This is a genomic window from Nannocystis exedens (genome assembly GCF_002343915.1).
Classification (GTDB): Bacteria; Myxococcota_A; Polyangia; order Nannocystales; family Nannocystaceae; genus Nannocystis; species Nannocystis exedens.
Map to the genome: position 1 here is coordinate 11,234,684 of NZ_NETK01000001.1, position 23,052 is coordinate 11,257,735.

The 23,052-nt window shown below is 72.7% G+C and carries 21 protein-coding genes; 7 read left to right on the plus strand and 14 right to left on the minus strand.

Going from position 1 to position 23,052, the window contains the following annotated elements:
- Nucleotide 1 precedes the first annotated feature (1 nt).
- Entirely contained in the window at nt 2–805 is an 804-nt protein-coding gene (locus NAEX_RS43835; protein WP_096333430.1) for a hypothetical protein, read from the plus strand.
- 443 nt (nt 806–1,248) lie between these two features.
- Here the strand turns inward: NAEX_RS43835 and NAEX_RS43840 are convergent, their stop codons facing one another.
- The 11 genes from NAEX_RS43840 to NAEX_RS43890 all read right to left on the minus strand — a co-directional run bounded on the left by NAEX_RS43840 (nt 1,249) and on the right by NAEX_RS43890 (nt 11,017).
- Nucleotides 1,249–1,515 (minus strand): phosphopantetheine-binding protein, encoded by a 267-nt coding sequence (locus NAEX_RS43840; protein ID WP_096333431.1) that lies wholly within the window; start codon nt 1,513–1,515, stop codon nt 1,249–1,251.
- 63 nt (nt 1,516–1,578) lie between these two features.
- The gene (locus NAEX_RS43845; RefSeq protein WP_170136510.1) at nt 1,579–2,394 is read right to left on the minus strand and encodes an SDR family oxidoreductase; all 816 of its coding nucleotides are present in this window, start codon (nt 2,392–2,394) and stop codon (nt 1,579–1,581) included.
- On the minus strand, nt 2,391–3,206 hold the full coding sequence (locus tag NAEX_RS43850) for an SDR family NAD(P)-dependent oxidoreductase (RefSeq protein WP_096333433.1): 816 nt from the start codon (nt 3,204–3,206) through the stop codon (nt 2,391–2,393). Before NAEX_RS43850 ends, NAEX_RS43845 begins: the two co-directional genes overlap by 4 nt.
- A gap of 3 nt (nt 3,207–3,209) precedes the next feature.
- Entirely contained in the window at nt 3,210–3,986 is a 777-nt protein-coding gene (locus tag NAEX_RS43855) for a polyketide synthase (protein WP_096333434.1), read from the minus strand.
- Nucleotides 3,983–4,738 carry an enoyl-CoA hydratase/isomerase family protein gene (locus tag NAEX_RS43860; protein ID WP_096333435.1) on the minus strand — a complete coding sequence of 252 codons (756 nt, stop codon included), beginning with the start codon at nt 4,736–4,738 and terminating at the stop codon, nt 3,983–3,985. The genes NAEX_RS43855 and NAEX_RS43860 overlap by 4 nt, the downstream gene beginning before the upstream one ends.
- Before the next feature lie 108 nt (nt 4,739–4,846).
- A complete protein-coding gene (locus tag NAEX_RS43865) occupies nt 4,847–6,088 on the minus strand; it encodes a hydroxymethylglutaryl-CoA synthase family protein (protein ID WP_096333436.1) in 1,242 nt (413 codons plus the stop codon).
- A 14-nt stretch (nt 6,089–6,102) separates the two neighbouring features.
- Nucleotides 6,103–6,846, minus strand: coding sequence for an SDR family oxidoreductase (locus NAEX_RS43870; protein WP_100793446.1), 744 nt, complete (start codon nt 6,844–6,846; stop codon nt 6,103–6,105).
- Nucleotides 6,847–6,854: 8 nt separating this feature from the next.
- Nucleotides 6,855–8,165 (minus strand): beta-ketoacyl-[acyl-carrier-protein] synthase family protein, encoded by a 1,311-nt coding sequence (locus NAEX_RS43875; protein WP_096333438.1) that lies wholly within the window; start codon nt 8,163–8,165, stop codon nt 6,855–6,857.
- 20 nt (nt 8,166–8,185) lie between these two features.
- Complete coding sequence (locus tag NAEX_RS43880; RefSeq protein ID WP_211302572.1) at nt 8,186–8,740, minus strand: 3-hydroxyacyl-ACP dehydratase FabZ family protein; 555 nt, start codon at nt 8,738–8,740, stop codon at nt 8,186–8,188.
- Nucleotides 8,728–9,738, minus strand: coding sequence for an ACP S-malonyltransferase (locus tag NAEX_RS43885; RefSeq protein WP_096333439.1), 1,011 nt, complete (start codon nt 9,736–9,738; stop codon nt 8,728–8,730). Before NAEX_RS43885 ends, NAEX_RS43880 begins: the two co-directional genes overlap by 13 nt.
- A 22-nt stretch (nt 9,739–9,760) precedes the next feature.
- Nucleotides 9,761–11,017: an aminotransferase class I/II-fold pyridoxal phosphate-dependent enzyme gene (locus NAEX_RS43890; RefSeq protein ID WP_177326046.1), complete on the minus strand. Its 1,257-nt coding sequence runs from the start codon at nt 11,015–11,017 to the stop codon at nt 9,761–9,763.
- 446 nt (nt 11,018–11,463) lie between these two features.
- On the opposite strand from NAEX_RS43890, the gene NAEX_RS43895 reads away from it, so the two are divergent.
- The 4 genes from NAEX_RS43895 (at nt 11,464) to NAEX_RS43910 (ending at nt 17,822) form a co-directional block, all read left to right on the plus strand.
- Nucleotides 11,464–12,558 (plus strand): NAD-dependent epimerase/dehydratase family protein, encoded by a 1,095-nt coding sequence (locus NAEX_RS43895; RefSeq protein WP_170136511.1) that lies wholly within the window; start codon nt 11,464–11,466, stop codon nt 12,556–12,558.
- A 359-nt stretch (nt 12,559–12,917) separates the two neighbouring features.
- Nucleotides 12,918–14,042 (plus strand): UTP--glucose-1-phosphate uridylyltransferase, encoded by a 1,125-nt coding sequence (locus tag NAEX_RS43900; RefSeq protein ID WP_096333442.1) that lies wholly within the window; start codon nt 12,918–12,920, stop codon nt 14,040–14,042.
- Between the two features lie 731 nt (nt 14,043–14,773).
- On the plus strand, nt 14,774–16,363 hold the full coding sequence (locus NAEX_RS43905) for a glucose-6-phosphate isomerase (protein ID WP_096333443.1): 1,590 nt from the start codon (nt 14,774–14,776) through the stop codon (nt 16,361–16,363).
- A 43-nt stretch (nt 16,364–16,406) separates the two neighbouring features.
- A complete protein-coding gene (locus NAEX_RS43910) occupies nt 16,407–17,822 on the plus strand; it encodes an MATE family efflux transporter (RefSeq protein WP_096333444.1) in 1,416 nt (471 codons plus the stop codon).
- Nucleotides 17,823–17,891: 69 nt separating this feature from the next.
- Here the strand turns inward: NAEX_RS43910 and NAEX_RS43915 are convergent, their stop codons facing one another.
- The 3 genes from NAEX_RS43915 to NAEX_RS43925 form a co-directional block, all read right to left on the minus strand.
- On the minus strand, nt 17,892–19,250 hold the full coding sequence (locus NAEX_RS43915; protein WP_096333445.1) for a DUF1963 domain-containing protein: 1,359 nt from the start codon (nt 19,248–19,250) through the stop codon (nt 17,892–17,894).
- Between the two features lie 437 nt (nt 19,251–19,687).
- On the minus strand, nt 19,688–20,695 hold the full coding sequence (meaB, locus tag NAEX_RS43920; protein ID WP_096333917.1) for a methylmalonyl Co-A mutase-associated GTPase MeaB: 1,008 nt from the start codon (nt 20,693–20,695) through the stop codon (nt 19,688–19,690).
- A 223-nt stretch (nt 20,696–20,918) separates the two neighbouring features.
- Nucleotides 20,919–21,146, minus strand: a complete 228-nt coding sequence (locus NAEX_RS43925; protein ID WP_096333446.1) for a hypothetical protein — start codon at nt 21,144–21,146, stop codon at nt 20,919–20,921.
- Nucleotides 21,147–21,390: 244 nt separating this feature from the next.
- Here NAEX_RS43925 and NAEX_RS43930 point away from each other — a divergent pair, with 244 nt between their 5' ends.
- Together NAEX_RS43930 and NAEX_RS43935 are read left to right on the plus strand one after the other, a co-directional pair.
- Nucleotides 21,391–22,359, plus strand: coding sequence for a 50S ribosomal protein L11 methyltransferase (locus tag NAEX_RS43930; RefSeq protein WP_170136512.1), 969 nt, complete (start codon nt 21,391–21,393; stop codon nt 22,357–22,359).
- Nucleotides 22,356–23,045 (plus strand): RsmE family RNA methyltransferase, encoded by a 690-nt coding sequence (locus NAEX_RS43935; RefSeq protein WP_096333448.1) that lies wholly within the window; start codon nt 22,356–22,358, stop codon nt 23,043–23,045. The genes NAEX_RS43930 and NAEX_RS43935 overlap by 4 nt, the downstream gene beginning before the upstream one ends.
- The last annotated feature ends 7 nt before the right edge of the window (nt 23,046–23,052 follow it).

A 23,052-nucleotide genomic window follows, 5' to 3' on the forward strand; every position in this document is an offset into this window, starting at 1 on the left:
GATGGCCGACGACGATCCGATCACCGAGGGTTACTTCGATCGCCACCTCCATCGGCCGCTCGCAGCGTGGGTCCTCGATCGGGTGCGACCGGCGCCGAGCCTCGAGCTGCTCACCCTCGCCGGCCTGGTGGTCGGCCTCACCGGCGCCGTCGCCGTGCTGCTCGCCGCGCCGGGCGGCGTCGACTGGATCTTCCCCGCCTGGCTGCTGTTCGCGTTCACCGTCGCCAGCCGGTGCCGTCGCCTGGTCGCCCGCGCCGCCGAAGCCGAGGCCGGCACGCTCGAGTTTGCGATCGGCGCCGCCTTCTGGGTCGCGCTGACGATGCGGGCCGCGCCCGCGAACCCGTGGGCCTGCACGCTCGCGTCGGTGGCGCTGGTCAGCGCGCTGATCCACGTCGGGCTCCACGGCGAAATTCGCCGCCGCTTCCGCGACCTCATTGGCGAACACAGCGACGCGGCGGCACCCTCGCCCCAGCCCTCGGTGGCCGCGCTGTCCCGCGGTCTCGGGCCCGCTGTGTTCCACGACATCGCCGCCGCGCTGCTCGGGCCGGAGTACCGTGGTCCGCGGCCGACGCCGGGCGCCGCGCGCTCGCTGCTGGCCGCGCCGATGCGCATGGCGGCCCTGCTGAGCCACGACACCCACCTCGCGCTCCTCTACGTCGCCACGGCGGCCGCCGCGATCCGGCTCGACCTGTCCTTCTGGACAGCCGCGCTCGCGGTCGCGCTCGGCCTCAACCTGTGGGCGCTGCTGGCCGTGTCGGCGTGGCGACGCGCGGAGGCGCTGGTCCGCCGCCTGCCCCCGGCTTGAGCCCGTCACCTGCCTCGACGGCCAGACGCCGGGCCCGATCCGGTCACCTGTCCCGGAGGCCAGATGCCGGCCTGAGCCGCTCACCGTGTCGACGATCGCGCCGTCGCCGTCGCCGCGCCCGGTGAGTCTTCCGCGGCGGCTCGGCAGCTCGGCCCGCCGGCGCAGCCTGGCCGCGCGAGGTCCTGGAACGACGAGCGTGCCCGGCTGCAGCGAGCGCCAGCGCGAACGCGTCCGTCTAGCGCGCTCGCCTCGTGGCGGGCCGTCGCGGCGCAGTCAGCCGCGACCCGTCGCGCAGCTCCGCGCGCCGCTGCGCAGCCTGGCCCACGCGGAGTCCCGGGACGACGAGCGCGCCCGGGCTGCGGCGAGCGCAGCGCGGGCGCGGGCGTCTGGCCGATCGCGCATGTCCTTCGGACCCTGTCCGTCGGGACACACGCCCGCGGCGTTCAGGAAGCGGCGGCCTGCTTCTCTTGCACGGTCTTGTGCAGCAGGTCGACCAGCTCGTTGATGTTGGTCAGCTTGTTGAGCTCGGCGCGGGGGATCTTCACCTTGAGCTCGCGCATGCTGCAGGAGACGACCTCGACGATGTCGAGGCTGTTGGCGCCGAGGTCCTTCATCGACTTGGCGGGGTCGACCTGGGCCGCATCGATCCCTTCGACGGTGTCCACGAGGTGGCGCTTGACGACGGCCAAGACATCATCGCGGGTGCTCATTCTCGGTTCTCCTTGGTGGGCGCGGTGCAGGTTGCCCGCAGCGAAACTCGCAGGAAGCGAAGGTCAAAAACTCAGCCCGTGGCGCTCGCGCGCCGAAAACAGGCGAACGACGTTGTCGGCGAAACCGAGGCCCCTGTCCAGTAGCAGGATCTGCCCCTTGACCCCGTCCATCAGGCCGCTGCAGAGGGCCAGCGCCGCGGCCGCGACCTCGTCGGGGTGGATGAACCAGCCTTCCGAGTAGTACTTCTTGCAGAACGGCACGAAGTCGGGCCCGAAGGTCGCCTCCAGCGACGCAGTCTCGACCGGGTTCGCGCGCAGGATGTTGATGCGAACATCCTCACTGAGCAGATCTGCCGTGAGGTAGCGACAGAAGGTCTCCATCACGGTCTTGCTCGCGGCCACGAAGTCATAGCCCGGGAGGAAGTACTCCGGCCCGCGCGACGACATTCCCACCGCGTAGCGCGGCCAGCGGCCGAAGGTCTCGCGGATCGCCTGCAGGTAGCCGACGAACGGCCACGCGCTGTAGCCGAGGCTGCGGAGGAAGCTCTTCTTGTCGAGGTCCTCGTGCGACTTGCTGACGTGGGCGAACGACACGTTGCTGATCAGGGCGAACACCGCGTCGTGGTCGCGCTTGACCTGCTGCATCAGCGCCTCGGTGTCCTCGTCCTGCGACGCGTCGGCCTCGACGATCGTCGGCGCCGGCGCGCCCGCGGCGTCGAAGCGGGCCCGCAGCTCGTCCTCGTCGGCCGAGCCCCAGCGGTGGGTCAGGTACACGTGGGCGCCGTACTTGCCGAACATCAGCCCGGTCGCCAGGCCGATGCCCGCCGTCCCGCCGGTGACGATGACGGCCTTGCCCTTGAGGTCGTTGCGGAGGATCACGCCGGAGCTCCTTCCTTGTCGCCGCCGCCGACGAGCCGCGGCCCGAGCGTGGCGATGTTGTCGACGAACGCCGCGCCGCGGTCGAGCGTCAGCACCTGCCCGCCCATCGCGTCGAACAGCCCGCTGCACAGCGCGAGCGTCGTGTCGGCGACCTCGTCGACCGTACACGCGAACTCGGGGAACTTGCCGGCCAGCTCGCGCTGCTGGGCGGCGAACATCTGCTCGTAGCTCTCGGTCATGACCTGGCGGGTGCGCAGGGCGTTGACGATGCAGCCGTGCTCGTACAGGTGCGTGCTCATGTAGCGCACGAACGTCTCGAGCACCGCCTTCGCCACGGCCACGTAGTCGTAGCCCGGGTAGTGGGTGTCGGGCCCGTCGGACGACATCGCCAGCGCGTAGCGGGGGTAGCGGCCGAACGCGGCGTGCAGCGCCTGCAGGTAGCCGACGAACGGCCAGCTCGAGTACTCGAGGCTCTTGTACAGCGCGCGTCGGGTGTGCTTCTCCGGCCCCTCGCCGCGCTGGACCACGCAGACGTTGCTGATGAACGCCCACACGCCGTCGCACTCCTCCTTGAGGCGCGCGGTCAGCTTGTCGGTGTCCTCCTCGCGCGACGCGTCGGCCTCGATCACCAGCGGCGCCGGGGCGCCGGCGGCGGTGAAGCGGGCCCTCAAAGCGTCCTCGTCGGCCGAGCCCCAGCGGTGCGTCAGCACCGTGCGCGCGCCCTGGCGCCCGAACGCGAGCCCGCACGCGAGGCCGATGCCGCGCGTCCCGCCCGTGATCAAGACGACCCTGTCCTTGAAGTCATTGAGCAAGCGTCATCCTCCCTGGCCTGGCCCGTAGTTCGTGCGGATCCGCGCCACCGTCTCCGGGTCGGCGAAGCATACCTCGTGCATCATCGACTCGACCGTGCGCGCCTCCTCGAACGCGCGCCTCCGCGGCAACGCCAGCGCACGTTTGAGCAACAGCAGCGCGGCCCGCGGCTTGTCGGCGATCCGGGCCGCCATGTCGAGCGCCCGCGCCAGCACCTCGGCGCGCGGCACGACCGCGTTGATCTGGCCGCGCCCCGCGAGCTGCTCGCCGCGGAAGTACTGCCCGCCGAACAGCATCTCCGCGCCGACGTACTCGCCGAACGCGAACTGCACCAGCCGCGTCGCGCCCATCCCGGGCGTGAACCCGAGGTCCAGGAAGTTGGCGCCGTAGCGGCTCTCGCGGGCCATCACGACCATGTCGCAGGCGAGGCCGAACACCAGGCCGCCGCCGACGGCGGGCCCCGCCATCGCCGCGATCGTCGGCACCGGCACCTCGAGCAGCGCCCGCGTCAGCAGCAGGTCGTACGGGGCGATGGTGCCGTCGGCGAGGCCGAGCAGCACCTCGCGGTCGCCGCCGGCCGAGAACACCTCGTGCAGCCCGGCGATCACGCACACGCGCACGTCGGTGCGCCGGCCCACCTCTTCGAGCGCGCCCGTCAGCGCGGCCACGAAGGCCCGCCCGAACGCGTTCTTGCCGGCGGCGTCGCGCATCGTCAGCACCGCCACGCCGTCGCGCTCGAGCGTCACCTCGACGAGGCTGTCCGTCGGGACATGCGCGTTCATTCCTGTCCTTTCAGCCTGGCGAACCACGGCGGCGCCTGCCCCTCGGCCAGCAGGGCCGCCAGCGCCGCCCGCAGCTCGGGGTCCTCGAGGTCGGCCGCGGTCTGAGCCACCCCACCCTGCCCCGCCGGCCCGGTGATCCGCTTGAGCGTCGCGACCGCCTGCGGGCGCGCGCGCAGCAGCGAGCGCAGGAGCCCGCGCAGCGCCTTGTCCGGCTCGTCCGCGACCACGTCGACGAGGCCCCACGGCTCGGCCTGGGCCGCGGTCACCAGCTCGCCGGTGAGCGCCAGCCGCCGGGTCCGACGCGCGCCGATCCGGGCCTCGAGCGCCGGGAGGATCACCGCCGGCACCAGCCCGTAGCGCAGCTCCGGCAGCGCGAACGTGGCCGCCGGCGCCGCCACCACCAGGTCGCATGCCGCGGCCAGGCCGACCCCGCCGCCGCTGGCCGCGCCGGTGACCACCGCGATCGTCGCCACCTTCGCGCTCGCCAGCAGCTCGAGGCAGGCGGCGAAGCGCTCCATCGCCTCGCGCATCGGCGCCGACGGGGTCCGCAGCGCGGCTGCCAGGTCCATCCCGGCGCAGAACTCGGGGCCCTCGCTGGCGATCACCAGCGCGCGCGCCGAGCCGGCGACTGCCTGCTCGACCGCGTCGGCCAGCGCGGCGATCCCGTCGGTGTCCAATGCGACATGTCCTCCGGGACCTGCCCCGAGGAACAGCCGATGGATCAGCTCGCCCTCTTCGCAGCGGACGCGCACGCGATCACCTCCGAGGGGCGGGGACGAGGGGACGGGCGGCCGGGCCGCGCGACGCCGAGGGGCGGCGCGGCCGGCGTGGCGAGGGACGGACGCGACATGGTCGGAGCCTCAGGACAGGCGGTACTCCCGCTGGTAGCCGCGCACGCCGTCGAGCACGAGGCGGCCCCTGCCGGCGTAGGCGCGCTCGTAGAGCCCGCGCAGGCCCGACTGGTCGACCTCGTAGTCGCTCTGGTCGATGTAGCCGGCGCGCTGGCGCTCGAGCGCCTCGTACTCGGCGACCGTCAGCGGCATGCGACGGTCGAGGCCGGCGGCGATCTGCTGGCCCGCGACCTGCTCGCGCGCCCGCTCGCCGACGGTGGCGCGGTAGAACTCGGCGCACGAGCCCGAGCCGTAGGAGAAGATCGAGACCTTGTCGCCGGGGCGCAGCTCGGGGTCGGCGTCGATGAGCCCGAGCATGGCGATGAAGGTCGCCGAGGTGTACGTGCCGCCGAAGCGCGAGTTGTAGCGCAGCGCCGGCTTCGACTTGCGCTCGAAGTGGGCCCTGGCCTCGCGCAGCGACATCTCGTGCGGGCCGCGGCGCAGCAGCGCCCGGTGGGCGCGGAAGGTCATGCCGCCGAACGGCACGTGGTAGATGTGGCGGGCGAACTCGGCGTCGTAGTCGACCATGCCCGAGCGGGCGACGAAGTGATCGTACGCGCCCTCGAGCGCCTCGAGGTAGCCGTACAGGCTGGTGTCGGCGTGGCCGACCTCCTTGGTCGACGTCGGCCGGTAGGTGTCGAAGATCTCCTGCGTCCAGTAGCCGCAGGTGTCGAGGTCGAGCTCGAGGACGTCCGGCTGCGCGCTGACCAGCATCGCCGTCGCCGCCGCCCCGAGCACGTACTCCCACGGCTGGCCGAGGTGCACGCGGCTCTGGTCGGTGCAGACCACCAGCGCCTTCTTGCCCGGCGCCGCGCCCGAGGCGACCCAGTGGGCCGCCATCATCAGCCCGCCGGTGCCGCCGTAGCAGGCGTGCTTGGTCTCGAAGTTGCGGCAGTTGGAGGTGAGCCCGCAGTAGCGCTGGACGTAGGTCGAGATCGGCTTGCCGAAGTCGACCGAGGACTCGGTGCCGACGATCACCAGCTCGATGTCCTTGCGGTCCTCGGGCCGGACGATCTGCAGCGCGGCGTTGACCGCCATCGTCACCGGGTCCTCCCACGTCGGGTTGAGCGAGCGCTCGCTGACCCACAGCTCCTCGAGCGGGTGGCGCGGATCGTGATCGCGCGCCTCCGCGAGCAGCTTCATGTCGAGCGAGAGTGTGCACGGGTACGCCGTGATCCGCTCGATGCCCACGCGCGGCCGGTGGTGCGCCATCGCCGTCCTCCCCCTCAGTACGTCCAGTCGAGGCCGCCCGTGACCGGCACGACCTGACCGTTGATGAAGCTGCCGCCCGTGGCCAAAAACAGCACCGTCGCCGCCAGCTCGGCCAGCGTGCCCATGCGGCCCTTCGGCATCGGGCAGTACTGCTGCCAGTAGTCCTTGGCCGCCTGCGGCATGGTCTCGCGCGTCATGTCGGTGTCGAAGAAGCCCGGCACGACGACGTTGGCGGTGATGCCCTTGCGCCCGTACTCCTTGGCGAGCGCCTGGGTGAAGCCGTGCAGGCCGGCCTTGCTGGCGGCGTAGTTGGCCTGGCCGGCCGCGCCGCTGTGCTGGATCGACGAGATGTTGACGATCCGGCCGAACCGCGCCGCCAGCATCGACGGCAGGAACGCGCGCACGACGTAGAACGGCCCGTGCAGGTTGGTCGCCAGCACGTCGTGCCACTCCTCGTCGGACATCGACACCACGAGGTTGGCGCGGTTGATGCCGGCGCAGTTGACCACGACCTCGACGCTGTCGAAGTCGCTGAGCACCTCGTCGGCGACCTCGCCGACGCGGTCGGAGCGGCTGACGTCGAGCGCGTAGCCCTTGACCTTCGCGCCCGGGCGGATCGCCGCCGCCTCGGCCTCGATCTTGCGCGCCGCGTCGTCGTTGCTGCGGTACGCGAACGCCACGTCGTGGCCGGCGCGCACTGCCTCGAGCACGATCCCGGCGCCGATCCCCCGCGAGCCCCCGGTGACGAAGAAGTTCATGGCGCGGCTCACAGGCTGTTCGGGTCCCACCGGCGGTACAGCGCGCAGCAATTGAGGCCGCCGAAGCCGAACGAGTTCTTGACCATCAGGTTGATGCGGTGCTCGACCGCCTTGTTGGCGCACACGTCGACGTCGACCTCGGGGTCGAGCGCGTCGATGTTGATCGACGGGTGCAGCACGCCGCCGCGCATCTGCAGCAGCGCCGCCACCGTCTCGACCGCCGGCGCCGACCAGCAGGTGTGGCCGAGCATCGACTTCGGCGCGTTGATCTTGAGCTTCTTGGCGTGGTCGCCGAACACCTTGCGGATCGCGTTGAGCTCCGACAGGTCGCCGAGCGGCGTGCTGGTCGCGTGGGCGCAGATGAAGTCGACCTCGTCGGGCCGCACCTGCGCGCGCCGCAGCAGGCGTTCGAGCGTCCGCGCCTGGCCCTCGGTCGACGGCGACGGCAGGTGGCAGCCGTCGGACGTCGAGGTGCAGCCGAGCACCTCGGCGTAGATCGTCGCGCCGCGGCGCAGCGCGTGGCCGAGCTCCTCGAGCACCAGCGCGCCGGCGCCGTGCGACGGCACGAAGCCCTCGCGGCGCGAGTCGTAGGGCCGGCTGGCCAGCTCGGGCGTGTCGTTGAAGCTCTCGAACGTGATGGCGCCGAGCAGCGCCATCGCGTGGACGCCCATCTGCGAGAAGTCGAGCACCGCGCCGACCACCATCGCCATGTCGTGGTCGTGGTGGCGGATCTCGTCGATCGCGTTGCGCAGGGCCACGTTGGCGCTGGCGCACGCGCCCCCGAGCGTGTAGCAGGCGCCCTTCCAGCCCAGCATCTCGCTCACCGAGCCGGCGTGGTCGGTGTCGAGCATGTGCAGCGCCGCCATCGAGTCGATGTAGTCGGGGTCCTCGGTCTGGAAGGTGACGTAGTTGTCGGCGAAGTAGCGCTCGTTGAGGTTGTGGCCGCCGACCAGGACCGCGCAGCGGGTCGGGTCCGCGACCTCGACCATGCCGGCGTCGCGCCACGCGTCGGCGGCGCACAGCACCGACAGCGACGTCGAGAACGGCGCCTTGTTGCACAGCTGGCGGGCCCGCTTGTGCACCTCGGCCGGCAGCGCGCCGCGCAGGCGCTCGAGCTTGGCCTTGACGTCGTACTCCGACAGATCGCCGCCGATCTTCGAGTACACGCCGTCGTTGTTGTGCCACTTCCAGCGGGTGATCGCCGACTTGCCGGCGAGGAGGTTGGCGTAGAAGGTGTCGAGATCGTCGCCCAGCGGCGTGTTGATGCCGAGGCCGGTGACGACCACGCGGCGGGGCGATTGTGCCTGCGATGAGACCATGCGTGCTCTTCTGGGGGGAGTCAGTCCATCAAATAGACCTCGAACACCGCGAGGGCCTGGACCTCCTCGCCGCGGAGGGCCTGACCGACGCAGGTCGAGACGTAGTCGCTGTGCTCGAGCGAGCGGGCGAGCAGCGTCAGCCGGTCGCCCGGGCGGACGCCGCCCTGGAACAGGGCGTGGTGGACCTTGAGCAGCCGCAGGCGCGCCGGAGCGTCCGCCGCGTCGATGCTGGCTGTCCCTTTGGCCATGAGGTGCAAGAGACAGATCCCGAGCTGGCCGATCGCCTCGACCAGCAGCACGCCCGGGTAGACCGGGTCGCCGGGGAAGTGGCCGGCGAACACCGCGTCGCCGGGGTCGATCGTCCGCGCGCCGCGGATCAGGCCCGGCTCCTCGGGCGACCGCGGCAGCTCGACCGCGTCGATCGCGTCGACGAACAGGAACGGGTCGCGGTGCGGCAGCATGCGCTCGATCGCCGCGCGGCCGAACTCGACCCGCGTGCTGCCCTCCCCCGGCACGAACACCGGCCGCCGGCGGTGCTGCTTGATCAGCGCGTCGAGGCCGCTCAGCTCGTCCACGACGCCTCCTGAGCCAGATCCTTGCGGGTCGTCGGCGGCAGGTGCTGGCGCAGCGCCGCGAGCACGCCGGCCAGGTGCGAGGCGGCGTCGTCGCGGCTGTCGGTGGCGTACTTCGGCCGCGTCGACCACTTGCGGTCGAGCAGGTTGTGCAGCACCTGGCGCGGGCCGACCTCGATGAACACCGCGCCCGGGTGACGCTCGGCGACGCGGTCGATCGACTTGCGCCACAGCACCGGCGTGTGGACGTGCTCCTCGAGCAGGTCGACGAATTCGGCGGCCGTCGGCGCCGGCACGAACTCGCCGCGGCGGTTCGGCAGGTACGGCAGCCGCGGGGCCTTGAAGCGCGCGCGCTGCAGGTGCGGGCGCAGGGCCGCGCCGACCGGCTCGAACAGCGACGAGTGCATCGGCACCTGCCGCTCGATGATCGTGGGCACCACGTAGTGCTCGTCCTCCAGCAGCGCGACCGCGGCCTCGACCGCGGCGGCGTCGCCCGACAGCACGTGCTGCTTCGGCGAGTTGAGGTTGACGATCTCGAGCACCCCGAGCCCCTGGCCGCGGATCTGCTCGACCACCGCCTCGAGCGTCTCGAGGTCGAGCGGCTGGACCGAGGCCATCATCCCGCGCGGGCCGGCGTCGTAGGCCTCGCCGCGGGCCTGGACCAGGCGCAGCGCCTCCGGCAGCTCGAGCGCGCCGATGTGGACGAGGTGGTTGTACTCGCCGAGCGACAGCCCCAGCGACAGCTCGGCGTCGACGCCCTCGGCCTGCAGGAGGCTGAGCATCATGTGGTTGGCGACGAACACGCCGACCTGGACGTCGACGTTGCGATCGAAGGCCGTCGGGTTGTCCTCGCTGGTGTGGGCGTCGAGGTCGCGGCCGAGCACGTCGCTGCAGACCGCCAGCACCTCGGCGGCCCGCCGGTGCAGCCGGGCCAGCTTGCCGAGCATCCCCGGGTAGCGCGAGCTCTGCCCTGGGAACATGAACACCAGCGTCGTCTTCATCGTGCCCCCTGCCCTGTCCCGCTCACTCGGCCGCCTCGTCGACGCGGCCGCGGATGATCGTGTCCTCGAGGATCTCGAGCGCGCGGTCGAGGTCGGCGCGCGTGTGCGCGGCCGTGATCGCGACGCGGAAGCGCAGCCCGTCCTCGGGCACCGAGGGGTAGTCGACCGGCGCGAGGAACAGCCCGCGGCGGTGCAGCGTGCGCGTCAACTCATACAGCCGGCGGCGGTCCGATCCGACCATGATCGGCACCACCTGGCTCGAGCCGTGCCCGAGGTCGAGGCCGATCTGCTGCGCCTTCTCGCGGAAGTAGCGGGTGTTGGCCCACAGCGTCTCGCGCAGCGAGTTGTCGCGGGTCGCCACCTCGAGCGCCTTGCGCAGCCCGGCCACCACCGCCGGCGGCAGCGCGCAGCTGAAGCCGTAGGCGTTGATGTAGTAGCGCATGTAGTGCAGCAGCGCGCGCGGGCCGACGGTGAAGCCGCCGCAGCCGGCGAACGCCTTGCTGAAGGTGGCGAACTGCAGGCCGATCGACTTCTCGGCCCCGTAGTGCTCGACCACGCCGCGGCCGTGCGCGCCGTACACGAGGATCGAGTGGGCCTCGTCGATCAGCACGCCGACGCCGTGCTTCTCGGCCACCGGCAGGAGCTTCGGCAGATCGGCGGTGTCGCCGTCCATCGAGTACACGCCCTCGACCACCACCAGCCGGCGCGCGCCCTCGCTGTCGGTCAGCGCCTGGTCGAGCGAGTCGGGGTCGTTGTGGTCGAAGAACACCAGCTTGGCGCGCGACAGCTTGACGCCGTCGATCGAGCACAGGTGGGTCTTGGCGTCGAGGATGGCCACGTCGCCCTTGCGCAACACGCCCGCGAGCGTCCCCATTCCCCCGGCGAAGCCGCTGTTGAAGAGGATGCAGTCCTCCTGGCCGAGGAAGGCCGCCAGCTCGCGCTCGAGCCCGCGGTGCAGATCCGACAACCCCGACAGCAGCGGCGAGCCGCAGGCCCCGGTGCCGTAGGTGCGCAGGGCCTCCTGCGCCGCCTCGACGACCTCCGGGTGCGTCGCCAGCCCGAGGTAGTTGTACGAGCTGAGGTTGATGACGTCGCTGCGCTCGCCGGCGCGTTCGATCGCCATCCGCGGCGCGACGGCCCCCAGCATGTGGGGCTCGTACATCGACATCGCCCAGGAGCCGGCCTCGGCCCACTGCACGAAGCCCTCGGGCGGACAGAGCGGATCGTCGCTGTCCGAGAAGTAGAAGTCGGCCAAACTGTGCTCGGCTTCGCGGCCCATCACGGATCTCCCCGGCATGTCGGGGCCCGGCGTAGTTACAGCGAAAGTATCGCGGCTGTCACGGAAATTTTGTTCGCCAGCGCATGCGGATCCACGTGCAGCGCGCGCTGTCGCGTCGCAGCACGTGTTGCAGATTGCGACGCGCTGGCCTTATCGCCGAACTATTTAAACCGATGCATAAAATGATGCGCCGCGAGTACGCCCGCATGCGGCTGCATCGGCCGCTGGTAGTTAATCTCGAGTGCAACAATCTCGACGCCTGCAGCGGCCTCGACGGCCGAGCCGCGCTCGCGCTCGCGTGTGGACTGCGAAATGCGTCGCACACTGGCTGAATGTCACGCATGCTGCGGACAGAAGACCGCGCTGGAAGCGACGCGTGGCGAAGCGCTCGGGTCTCGCGTCACGGCCTTGACGTCGACGGCGCGCGGTGGGTAATCCCCCGCTTCGTGCGCACGAAGGTCGTCGTCACCGGCGCGAACGGGTTCATCGGCAGCCACCTCGTCGATCGCTTGCTCGCGGGCGGCGACGCGGTGCGGGCGATGGTCCGCGCCAGCGCCAACCTCGACAACCTCGCCGACGCGCTCGCGCGGGCCGACGCGCGGCCCGAGCTGGTGCGCGCGGCGCTGACGGACGTCGACGCCATGGCGGCCGCGTTCGACGGCGCCGACATCGTCTACCACGTGGCCGGCCTGACCGCCGCGTTCACCCGCGACGAGTTCGCGCGGGCCAACGCCGCCGGCGTCGCCAACGTGCTCGCGGCGATCCGTCAGGCCCCGCGGCGGCCGCGGCGGCTGGTCTACGTGTCGTCGCTGATGGCCGCCGGGCCCTCGCACCCCGAGGTCGCGCGCCGCGAGCACCACGCCCCCCAGGTCGGCTACACGCTCTACGGCGACAGCAAGCTCGACGGCGAGCGGCTGGTCTTCGCGGCCGCGCGCGCCGGCGACGTCGAGGCCGTGATCGTGCGCCCGCCCGCGGTCTACGGCCCGCGCGACCTCGACATGCTGCAGATGATCCGCTCGGCCAAGTACGGGGTGATCGCCCAGCCCGGCCTGCGCCCCGCGTGGATGTCCTTCATCCACGCCCTCGACCTCGTCGAGGGCATCGCCCGCGCCGGCGCCCGCGGCCGCCCGATCCCCCGCGACGGCGAGCACGTGCTCGCCGATCAGGGCTGCCCCTTCGACCATGTCCCCGAAGACATCTCGCACCCCGCCGGCGCCGGCATCTACTACTTGACCGACGGCCAGCGCAGCACCGTCGTCGAGTTCGGCCGGGCCGCCGCCGCCGCGCTCGGCCGGCGCGCGCTCGCGCTGCCGATGCCGCAGGTCGCCGTCTGGACCGTCGCCGGCATCAACCACGCGATCGGCCGCCTGCGCGGCAAGGCCCCGGCGCTGACGCTCGACAAGGCCCGCGGCAGCATGGCGCCGGGCTGGTGGTGCGACGACAGCCGGGCCGTGCGCGAGCTCGACTACGCGCCGCAGTGGCCGCTCGCGCGGGGCCTCGAGCACACGGTCGCGTGGGCCCGCTCCGTCGGCCGCCTGTGACGCCTGCGTGAGGCCGTGCGGTCGGCCGAGATCCCGTCTCGTCGCCGACCTTCGACGTCGCGAACGCCGGCGGGGTCGCGGTCCTCGACGTCTCGAACGGAACCGGCTCGCCGGTCGCCGACGCCTCGCGCGCGTCGTCTCGACCGACATCGTGGGCGATCATCACGGCCTCCGCGTATCCGGGGGTGGCCCCCGGTCGTAACCCTGGGCCTCGATCTCGCGGTGATTCCGCAGTGAAGTCCCGCGGTCGGCGGGGTGTCGCGAGTCCGCCGGCTGCACGTCACGCGCGGGCGCGTCCGGCTGGTCTTCGGGCCGTCGGATTCGACCGCGCGACCTTTGTGCAGTAAGACCACCGCGTCATGCTCCGCCCTTCGGTCGCCGACATCGCCTTCGACGCCGCCCTCTTCGACTCCCTCCGCAGCGCGCTCGCCCGCGGCGAGCTCAGCCCCACGCGCGCCCGTCTCGCCGCCCCGCCGCGGCCGCTCGGCGACGACGTCCTGCTCGACCTCGGCCGGCCCGACGCGCGCGCCGGCTGGCGCGCGCGCGGTCAGGCCGCCCTCGACGCGCGCAAGGTCGCCGCGTTGATCTTGAACGGCGGCATGGCCACCCGGTTCGGCGGCGTCGTCAAGGGCGTCGTCCCGGTCTTGCCCGATCGACCTGACCTTTCGTTCCTGGCCGTCAAGCTCGCCGGCGTCCGCGCGGCCGGGGCTCCGGCCGTCGTGATGCACAGCTTCGCCACCGCGGCCGCCTCGGGCGATCACCTGGCCACCATCGGTTGGTCCGGCGTCCCTGCCGGCGATCGCCACGAGTTCCTGCAGTCCTTGATGCCGCGCGTCTTGCCCGACGGCACCCCGCTGCAGAGCCTGCCCGGCGCCGACGTCTTGCCCGACACCACCGTCTACGCCGCGCCCGGCCACGGCGACACCCTGCGGCGCGTCCGCGAGAGCGGCGTCGTGGCCGAGCTGCGCGCTCGCGGCGTCGAGCACCTCCTCGTCTCCAACGTCGACAACCTCGGCGCCTCCCTCGATCCGACCGTCCTCGGCGCCCACCTCGAGGCCGTCGACGGCGGCGCCGAGCTCAGCGTCGAGGTCGTCGCCCGCGCACCGGACGACGCCGGTGGTTGCGTCGCCGACGTCGACGGCCGCGCCACCATCATCGAGTCGTTCCGCCTGCCCCCCGGAACTTCCCTGGCCCAGTACCCGCACTTCAACACCAACACCCTGTGGATCTCCCTCGCCGCCCTCGAGCGCGCCTACCCGCTCACCTGGTTCCCCGTCCAGCGGTCCGTCGAGTGGCCCGGCCGCGACGACCTCGCCGTCATCCAGTTCGAGCAGCTCATCGGCCAGATCACCGAGTTCGCCAGGACCGCCTGCCTGCGAGTCGACCGCGCCCGCTTCCTCCCGATCAAGACCCGCGACGACCTCGCCGCCGCCCGCCCCGCGATGACCGCCATCGTCCGCGGCGTCGGCCTCGATCCCGGCTGACCCGCCCCGCGCCCGCGCTGCCCTCGCGGTGTCCCGGCAGTCCTCCGAGACATGCCCTTTGAGGCACGTCTCTTCGAACATGTTCTCCTCGACATGTTCTCATCGACATGCCGTAGAGGACATGTCCTCCGACGCGCGGCGAGCGTTCGCGACCCGGCGTCGGGCTCGGCGTCGCTCGCCGTGCCGCCCGTCGCCGCGTCACCGACGTGCCCGGATGAGCTCCAGGAGGGTCCCGCCCGTCCCTCGCTCGCAACCTGCCGCCCGGCGTCCACCGGGTCGCCCGTCGCCGCGCCCCTGACGGCGCTCCTGGAACCCTGGCGACACGCGGGCGGGCCGGGCCGTCCCTCGCTCGCGGACCGCCCGCTCGACGCTCGCCGTGTCGCCCATCGCCGCGCACGACGAGCGCCGGATCGGTCGCCAGGAGGTCCGAGCGAGGGGCGGCCGGCCCCGGCCGTCCATCGCTCGGACAGCACCTCCGCCTCGCCCCAATCGCCCAGCGAAGCCCACGACCGGCGCTCGGGCACCCACGAGGCTGGCCGTGCGGCGGTCGGGGACGCGGGCCGGCGCCCATCCGCAGGGAGATGCGCCCGACCAAGCAGGGTGCATCCGCGAGGACTGAGCGCCGGCCCGCGTCCCCGACCGCGCGCGAGGCGGCCTCGGCAGTTCGCGAGCCCAGCCCGCCCCCGAACCGGCTCCCGCAAGGCGCCGACGCTGCTATAAAGCGCGCCGACATGGCCGACGCACTCGACCACTACATCACCTGGCGCCTCTACCGTACCGAACTCGACATCGAGCTCGACTTCGCCGACGCCCAGCTCGACGAGCCCTCGCTGACCGCCAACGCCCCGCGGCTGGAGGCCGCGCTGGACGCCCTGCACCGGATCGAGGGCGGAGCCGTCGCCAACGTCGACGAGGGGCGGATGGTCGGGCACTACTGGCTGCGCGACCCGGAGCGCGCCCCCGATCCTGCGATCACCCGGGCGATCCACGACAGTTGGCGGCAGATCGAGGCCTTCGCGGCCGGCGTGCGCGACGGCCAGATCCTCGCCGAGGACGGCAAACCGTTCACCGGCGCGATCCTCGTCGGGATCGGCGGCAGCGCTCTCGGCCCGCAGCTGCTCGAGGCTGCCCTGACCGCGCGGGACAGCGGCCCCGGCTTCAGTCTGCGCGTGCTCGACAACACCGATCCGGCCGGTATCGCCGACCTGCTCGCAGAGACAGGTACGCTCGCGCAGACCTTGATCCTCGTCGTCTCCAAGTCGGGCTCCACCGTCGAGACGCGCAACGGCATGCTCGAGCTGCGGGCCGCCTGTGTCCGGCAGGCGCTCGAGTTCCCCAAGCGGGCGATCGCCATCACCCTGGAGGGCAGCGCGCTCGACCAGCTCGCGCAGCGCGAGGGTTGGCTGGCGCGCTTCCCGATGTGGGACTGGGTCGGCGGGCGCACCAGCGTGCTCTCGCCGGTCGGGCTCCTGCCCGCCGCGCTGCTGGGCCACGACTGGCGCGCGCTCCTGCGCGGGGCCGCGGCGATGGACCAGTGGGGCCGCGTGCGCCCGGCGCGGCGCAACCCGGCCGCCCTGCTCGCCTGGCTGTGGCACCAGCAGGGCTCGGGACATGGCCTTCGGGACATGGTCATTTTGCCATACAAGGATCGCCTGTCCTTGCTGTCGCGCTACCTGCAGCAGCTCGTGATGGAGTCGCTCGGCAAGCGGCTCGATCGCCAGGGGCGCGAGGTCTGGCAGGGGCTCGCGGTCTACGGCAACAAGGGGTCGACCGACCAGCACGCCTACGTGCAGCAGCTGCGCGACGGCCTGCACAACTTCTTCGCCGTGTTCGTGCGGGTGCTCCGCGACCTCGACGGCCAGGTCACGGGTCCCGGCATGGTCGAGGTCGAGCCGCAGGTCAGCTCGGGCGACTGCCTCGACGGCTTCTACCAGGGCACCCGCGCCGCGCTCGCCGAGCGGGGTCGAGCCAGCGCGACGATCGTGCTGCGCCAGGTCGACGCCGCGGCGGTCGGCGCCCTGATCGCGCTGTTCGAGCGCGCCGTCGGGATCTACGCCGAGCTCATCGACGTCAACGCCTACCACCAGCCCGGCGTCGAGGCCGGCAAGCAGGCCGCCAAGGGCGTGCTGACGCTGCAGGCCGCGGTGCTCGCGGCGCTGACGGCCGGACCTGGAGGCAAGACCGCGCGCGAGCTCGCCGAGGCGCTCGGTGCCGACCCCGTGGCGGTGTGGCAGGTCCTGCGTCACCTCGCCACCAACGGTCGCGTGAGCGTCGACAGCCTCGTCGATCCGGCGGCTGCACAGTTCGCGCGCGCGCCGTGAGGCGCGAGACGTCGCGGGCGCGAGCGAGTATCCTCCCGCGCCCATGTCCTCGGTCCCCGGACTCCGCGCGCTCATCACCCTGGCCTGGCCGATCGTGCTCGCACGCTCGGCGCAGTCGGTGATCAGCTTCAGCGACGCGGCGATGGTCGCCCCGCTCGGCGACGACGCGCTCGCGGCGGCGACTACCGGCGCGATGAACTCGCTGGGGATCCTCGTGCTGCCGATGGGTATCACGTTCATCGTCCAGAGCTACGCCGCCCAGCTCGCCGGCCAGGGCGACCTCGCCAGCGCCCGCCGCTACGCCTGGTACGGCCTGTGGCTGTCCGCCCTGGCGATGGTCGCGACGATCGTCGCCATCCCGGCGATCGGCCCGGTCCTCTCGCTCACCGGCCACGCGCCGGCGGTGCGCGAGGTGATGGCCGAGTACATGGCGATCCGCATGCTCAGCACCGGCGTGGTCGTCGGCACCGAGGCGCTCGGCAACTGGTTCGCCGGCCTCGGCGACACCCAGGTGTCGATGCGCGCCAGCCTCGTGGCGATGGTCGTCAACATCGCCCTCAACTGGGTCCTGATCTACGGCCACCTCGGCGCCCCCGCGCTCGGCGTCCAGGGGGCCGCGTGGGCCAGCGTGTTCGCCAGCGTGGCCGGCTTCGCCGTGTGCTGCCACGCCTTCTGGCGCGCGCGCCACCAGCAGACGATCGACCCGGCGGCGATCGGTCCCGTCGAGCACCCTGTACCTGTCCTTCCGGACAGCTCCGACGGCCGCCTGGGCATGCGCGAGTTCTCGCGGATGATGCGGTTCGGCCTGCCGAACGGCCTCAACTGGTTCCTCGAGTTCGCGGCCTTCCTGATCTTCATCAACCTCGTGGTCGCCGAGCTCGGGACCGTCGCGGTCGCGGCGATGATGGCCGTGGTGGCCGTCAACTCGGTCTCGTTCATGCCCGCGTTCGGCCTCGGCTCGGCCGGCGCGGTCCTGGTCGGCCAGGCGATCGGCGCCGGCAACCACCACTACGTGCCGCGGATCGTGGTCCGCACCTTCTCGGTCGCCGCCGCCTGGCAGGGCCTGGTCGGGCTGCTCTACTTCACGATCCCGGTGCCGCTGATGACGATCTTCGCCCGCGACGAGGTCGAGACGTCCGGCGACGTGGTGGTCCTCGGCGCCCGGCTGCTGGCGATCAGCGCCGTGTGGCAGCTGCTCGACGCCACGGTGATCACCCTCACCGAGGCGCTGCGCGCCGCCGGCGACACCGCCTGGCCGCTGGTCCTCCGGATCGCGCTCGCCTGGGTGATCTGGCTGCCCCTGGCCTGGCTGACCGTGTTCGCCTGGGACGGCGGCGCGGTCGCGGCGACGTGGAGCATGGTCGTGTACATGTTCTTCCTGGCGCTGGCGATGGTGCTGCGCTTCCGCAGCGGCGCCTGGCGCCGCATCGACCTCACCGGCCGCGGCGCGGCTGGCTGATCGGGCATGCCCTTCGAGACATGTTGGAAAGGCCCTGCCCTTTCCGGCATGTCGCCGAGGGCATGCCCCTCAGTGGCACTGCAGGGCCCCGCGCGCCTGCGACCAGTCGTGGACGGCCAGCGCGTCGGCGGGGATCCAGAAGTAGAAGAAGCCGCCGTCCTGGTTGAGCAGCAGCCCGTCGTCCTCCTGGGCGTCGATCTGCAGCAGCAAGCGCCAGCGCAGCGCGCGGCGGCGGAGCTCGAGCGCCTCGGGGGTGCCGTCCACCCACCCGTCCCAGCCCTGCGGGCGAGTGTCGATCTCGACGTCGAGGTACGGGTCGCCCTGGATCGAGGCCGGGTGCCCGAGCAGGCGGTGGAACGGCCGCTCGTAGTCGCGGAGCTCGTCGGACTCGGCGATGAAACCTTCGAGCCGGTCGAACGGGATGAGCTCGCCCCCCTTCCCCTGCTGACGCCGACGATGGACCGCGAGGATCCGCTCCTCGGGCAGCAGCGACTCGTAGAAGAAGTAGCTGTCGACGCACGGGTACTGCAGCTCGTCGGCGGCGTCGATGTCGTAGGCGGCCAGCGGCTCGACGTCCGCCGGGACCGGACGGCGCACGAGCGCGTCGAGGTCGGTGAAGTGGAGCACCCGCACCGGATGGGCGCGCGCCCCGTCGGGCGGGATCGGGGCGTAAAAGAAGCTCAGCAGGCCGTGCGCGGGCAGCTCGCGCGCGGCGGCGCGGCCCGCCAGCTCGGCGAGGTCGAACTGGGCGACGAAGGTCAGCGGGACGCCGTCGACCTCGGGCCACGGCAGGTCCGGCGGCAAGTCGGGCGCGCCGCCCAGGCGCGTCTGGCCGGGGTAGGAAGTGGCCTCCGCCTCACTGCGCGCGTCGTCGTCGACCTCGTGGCTGCGAGACAGGTGCAAGCGGATCGAGGGGCGGGCCATGGCCCGCACCGCCGCGACGTGCTCGGCGAGGCCGAGCGGCTCGAGCCGCTCGCGCCACTCGGCCGCGCGCGCGGCCTCGTCCATGACCGCCAGGCGAGCCGGATCGCTCAGCGCCGCCGCGAAGTCCTCGGGCCGCTGCAGCTCGGCGTCGGCGAGCACCGCCCCGTAGGCGAACAGGTCGTACGGCAGCAGCGCAGCCCCGTCCCCGAAGTGGGCGAGGATCGCCGGCATCGCCCGCAGGTGGCCCTCGACGTAGGCCAGCCAGCGCTCCGGGGCATGCTCCCGATCGTCGCCGAGGCACACCTCCTGCTCGCGGATGTCGAGCGGGATGACGCCGTCGACCGGGTCGAACATCGTCAGCCTCACCGCGACGATGGGGAACCCGCCCTCGTTGCGCCACACCGGCATGTCGCGGCCCGAGGCGAACGCGAGCTCGGTGGAGCCCGCCCGCAGCGGGAGGTGACGGCGGAACAACGCGAGCAACCGGTCGGCGTCGACGCTCACCGGCGCATGATACCGCCTGGCGGACGCACCGGCGCCCGCCTGCAGCCGCGGCCGTGCAGGCCGCCCGGGACCGCCTGCGAGGCCCTTCGCACCGCTGGGCTCCCGGGCCGCGCCGCGGTATGCCCTCCGAGACTTTTGCCCGGGCTCCCGGACCTCCGCCCTCTACGCGCCGAGCGGCCTCGCTGCACGCCGTCCGAGACCACCTGCCCGCCTGCGCGGGTCCAAGTTCTCCGCACCTCCGGCCGCCGGGCCGCGCCGCTTGCCGTCCGAGACCGCTTGCCCGCTGCGCCGGGCCTCCGAAGACCGCTGCGCTGCCAGGTCGCGCCGCTTCGCGCCCGAACCCTCGCGCGGATGCTCGATCGAGCATGTCCTCTCGGCCATGCACGGACGGGCATGTCCTCTCGAACATGCCCCTCAGCGCAGCACCGCCGGCGGCCCTACCGCCCCGGCCCGGCGAACGCCGCCAGCAGCTCGGCGGCCGCGTGGTCGGGGCTGAGGCGCCCCGCGCGGACGGCCGCCTCGAGCGCGGGCCGGCGGGCCAGCACCTGCGGATCGGCGGCGAACCGGCGCATCAGCTCGGCCTCGATCGCGCGCCACAGCCAGTAGACCTGCTGGGCCTCGCGCTGGGCCTGCCAGGCGGGGCCGGCCTGGAGCGCCTGGCGGTGGCGTTCGACCGTCTGCCACAGCGCGGCGAGGCCGGCCCCGGTGACGGAGGAGGTGGTGACGACCGGGACCGACCAGCCCGCGTGTTTGGGCCGGATGAGGCGCATCGCCAGGGCGTACTCGGCCCGGGCGCGCTCGGCGGCGGCCAGGTTGTCGCCGTCGGCCTTGGTGATGGCGAGGATGTCGGCGAGCTCGAGGATCCCGCGCTTGATGCCCTGCAGCTCGTCGCCGGCGCCGGCGAGCATCAGCACGAGGAAGCAGTCGACCAGCTGCGCGACCATCACCTCGGACTGGCCGACGCCGACGGTCTCGACCAGCACGACGTCGAAGCCGGCGGCCTCGCACAGCAGCACGGTCTCGCGGGTGTGGCGGGCCACCCCGCCGAGCTCGCCGAGCGACGGCGACGGGCGGATGAAGGCGCGCGGCTCGCGGGCCAGCTCCTGCATGCGGGTCTTGTCGCCGAGGATGCTGCCGCCGCTGCGCACCGAGCTCGGATCGACCGCGAGCACGGCGACGCGCCGGCCGAGGTCCCGCACCAGGTGGAGGCCGAGCGCCTCGATCAGCGTGCTCTTGCCGGCGCCGGGGCTGCCGGTGATGCCGACCCGCAGCGCCCCACCGGCCCGCGACTCGCCCGTCTGCAGCGCCGCCACCAGCTCGCGCGCCAGCACCTGGTCGTCGGCCCGCTGGCTCTCGACCAGCGTGATCGCCCGCGCCAGCACCGCTCGATCGCCGGCCTGCACCCCCGCTGCGTACGCCTCGACGCTGAGCCGACCCCGTGCCATCGCCGGGCGCACCATACCCGCAGGCCGGGCGGCGCGACAAGCGGCGCGACCGGGACCTCGCGCTGTCCCCCGAGACCTGTCCCGAAGTTCCAATGCGCGTCGCGCCGGCGCCAGCGCTCGCATCGTCGACGCCGCGCGCCGCCGAGAAAGCGCGACAGCCGACGCCACAGGCGCCGGCGCTCGCGGGGCAAAGGCTCGATCGGACTGCGGGCCGCGACCGGCGTCAGGGCGCCACGGACGCCTGGGCGTGGGCACCACGGCTGGTCGGGCGGCTGTAGAACAGGGTGATGGTCAGGCAGTGGAACTCGCTGTCGGAGCTCTGGGTGACCACCTTGTCGACGATCTCGACGCCGGGATTGGCCTCGAGCCACTCGTTGATGCGGTCGCTGATCTGCTCGCGCTCCCAAGCCTTGGTTGCCGAGAACACTTTGACTCCCGTAAATGCCACCATGTGCCTCTCCCTCTTGCAGCGCCCGGGGGATGATGCGTCGCGGCCAACCCCTCATGGGTCGCCGTCGCCGGAGGCGCCGCCCAGATCTGGCCTCGAGGTATGGCAGAGGCGTCCGGGCGAATAAAGTTAAAAAGTGCGCACGGGCCCGCGGGCCGCAGGCCCTGAGCACTTGGAGCCTTTTTTGTAATTGAGCATGCAATTTGATCCGTCGCTGTTGCGACGAACTCGCCTATATTGCCGCGCCATGCGTGAGACAGCAGAGACGACCGCCGAACCGTGGGCGACGCTTTTGGTCCAGCTCCGCGGCCGGTCCGACGACGACGGAGCGGGAATCGACCTCGGCGAGCTGGCAGAGGCGTCCGAGCGGCTCGAGGCGCTGGCGACGCTCATCGCCGAGGACCCGCGCGCCGCGGGGGTCGAGACGCGGGACACGTCGACGCTCGGCAGTCGGTGTGAGATCCCCGAGCTGACCATTTACACCACCCCCGACGGCCTCGAAGGCCTCACTGCCGAGGTCGAGCGGCTGGGCGCCGAGCTGCACCTGCCGCTGCGGCTGACCCCGGCGGTGCGCACCGACGACGACTGGCGCGACACGTGGAAGCAGTTCTACGCGCCGCTGGTGTTCTCGGCGGCGACGACGACGCTGCTGGTGCGGCCGAGCTGGATCGATCGCCGGCCCGGCGACCCCGAGCTCGAGCTGGTCCTCGACCCCGGCCGCGCCTTCGGCACCGGCCAGCACGAGACCACGCGGCTTTGCCTCGAGCTCCTGGTCGCCCTCGCCGAGGCCGGCGCGCGCCCCGACCGCGTGCTCGACCTCGGCTGCGGCTCCGGCATCCTGGCCCTGGCGGCGGCGCGGCTGTTCCCGCAGGCCGCGGTGGTCGCCGCCGACAACGACCCCGAGGCGGCCGACACCACCGCCGAGAACGCCGCCGCCAACGGGCTCGAGGACCGGCTCGAGATCCGGGCCGCGACCGTCTTGGAACTTTCGGACAGCTTCGATCTGATCCTCGCCAACATCCGCCCCGGCGTGCTGATCCCGATCGCCGGCGACCTCGCCCGCCGCCTCGCCCCCGGCGGCGCCGTCATCCTGAGCGGCGTGCTCGGCGAGGAGGCCGAGGACGTGCTCGCCGCCTACGGCGCGGCCGGGCTGGCGCTGGCCGACCGCCGCGACCTCGCCGAGTGGTGCGCCCTGGTCCTGCGAGCGGCCGGATGAGCACGCGCGTGTTCGTCGGCGCGCCGGCCGACCCGGCGCACGTCGGCCTCGACGCCGCCGAGTCGCACTACCTCCGCCGGGTCCGCCGCGTCGGCGACGGCGCGCGCATCGAGGCGATCGACGACCACGGCGGGCTGTGGCTGGCCGAGGTCGTCGGCGGCGACGCGCGGGTCACCACCGTGAAGTTGCTCGAGCAACGAACGGTGCCGGCCCCGGCGCGCGAGATCGTGGTCCTGCTCGGCATGCCGGAGCCGGCCGCGGTGCTGGACGTGCTGCCGGCGCTGTGCGAGATCGGCGTCGCCGAGGTCGTGCTGGTCCGCTGCGCCCGCAGCCAGGGCGCGGCGCCCGGCGGCGAACGGATCGCGCGGGTGCTGCGAGCGGCGCAGCGGCAGTGCGGCAGGCCCCGCGCGCCCGCGATCTCGGGCCCCGTCGATCTCCGCGAGGCCACGACCCGGCGCACCGACCTCCCCGGCCTGTTCGCGTGGGAGGAGCTGCGCGCGACATCGAGCGACGTTCCGGCGGCCGCCGCGGGGGCTCGTGTGTGCGTCGGACCCGAGGGTGGGTTTACCCCCGAGGAGGCGGCGCTGCTGCGCGCCGCGGGCTTCCGCGCGCTCGGCCTCGGGCCCTACACGCTGCGCACCGAGACGGCGGCGCTGGTCGCTGTCGCTCGCGTGATGTTCGCCTGAGCGCCGG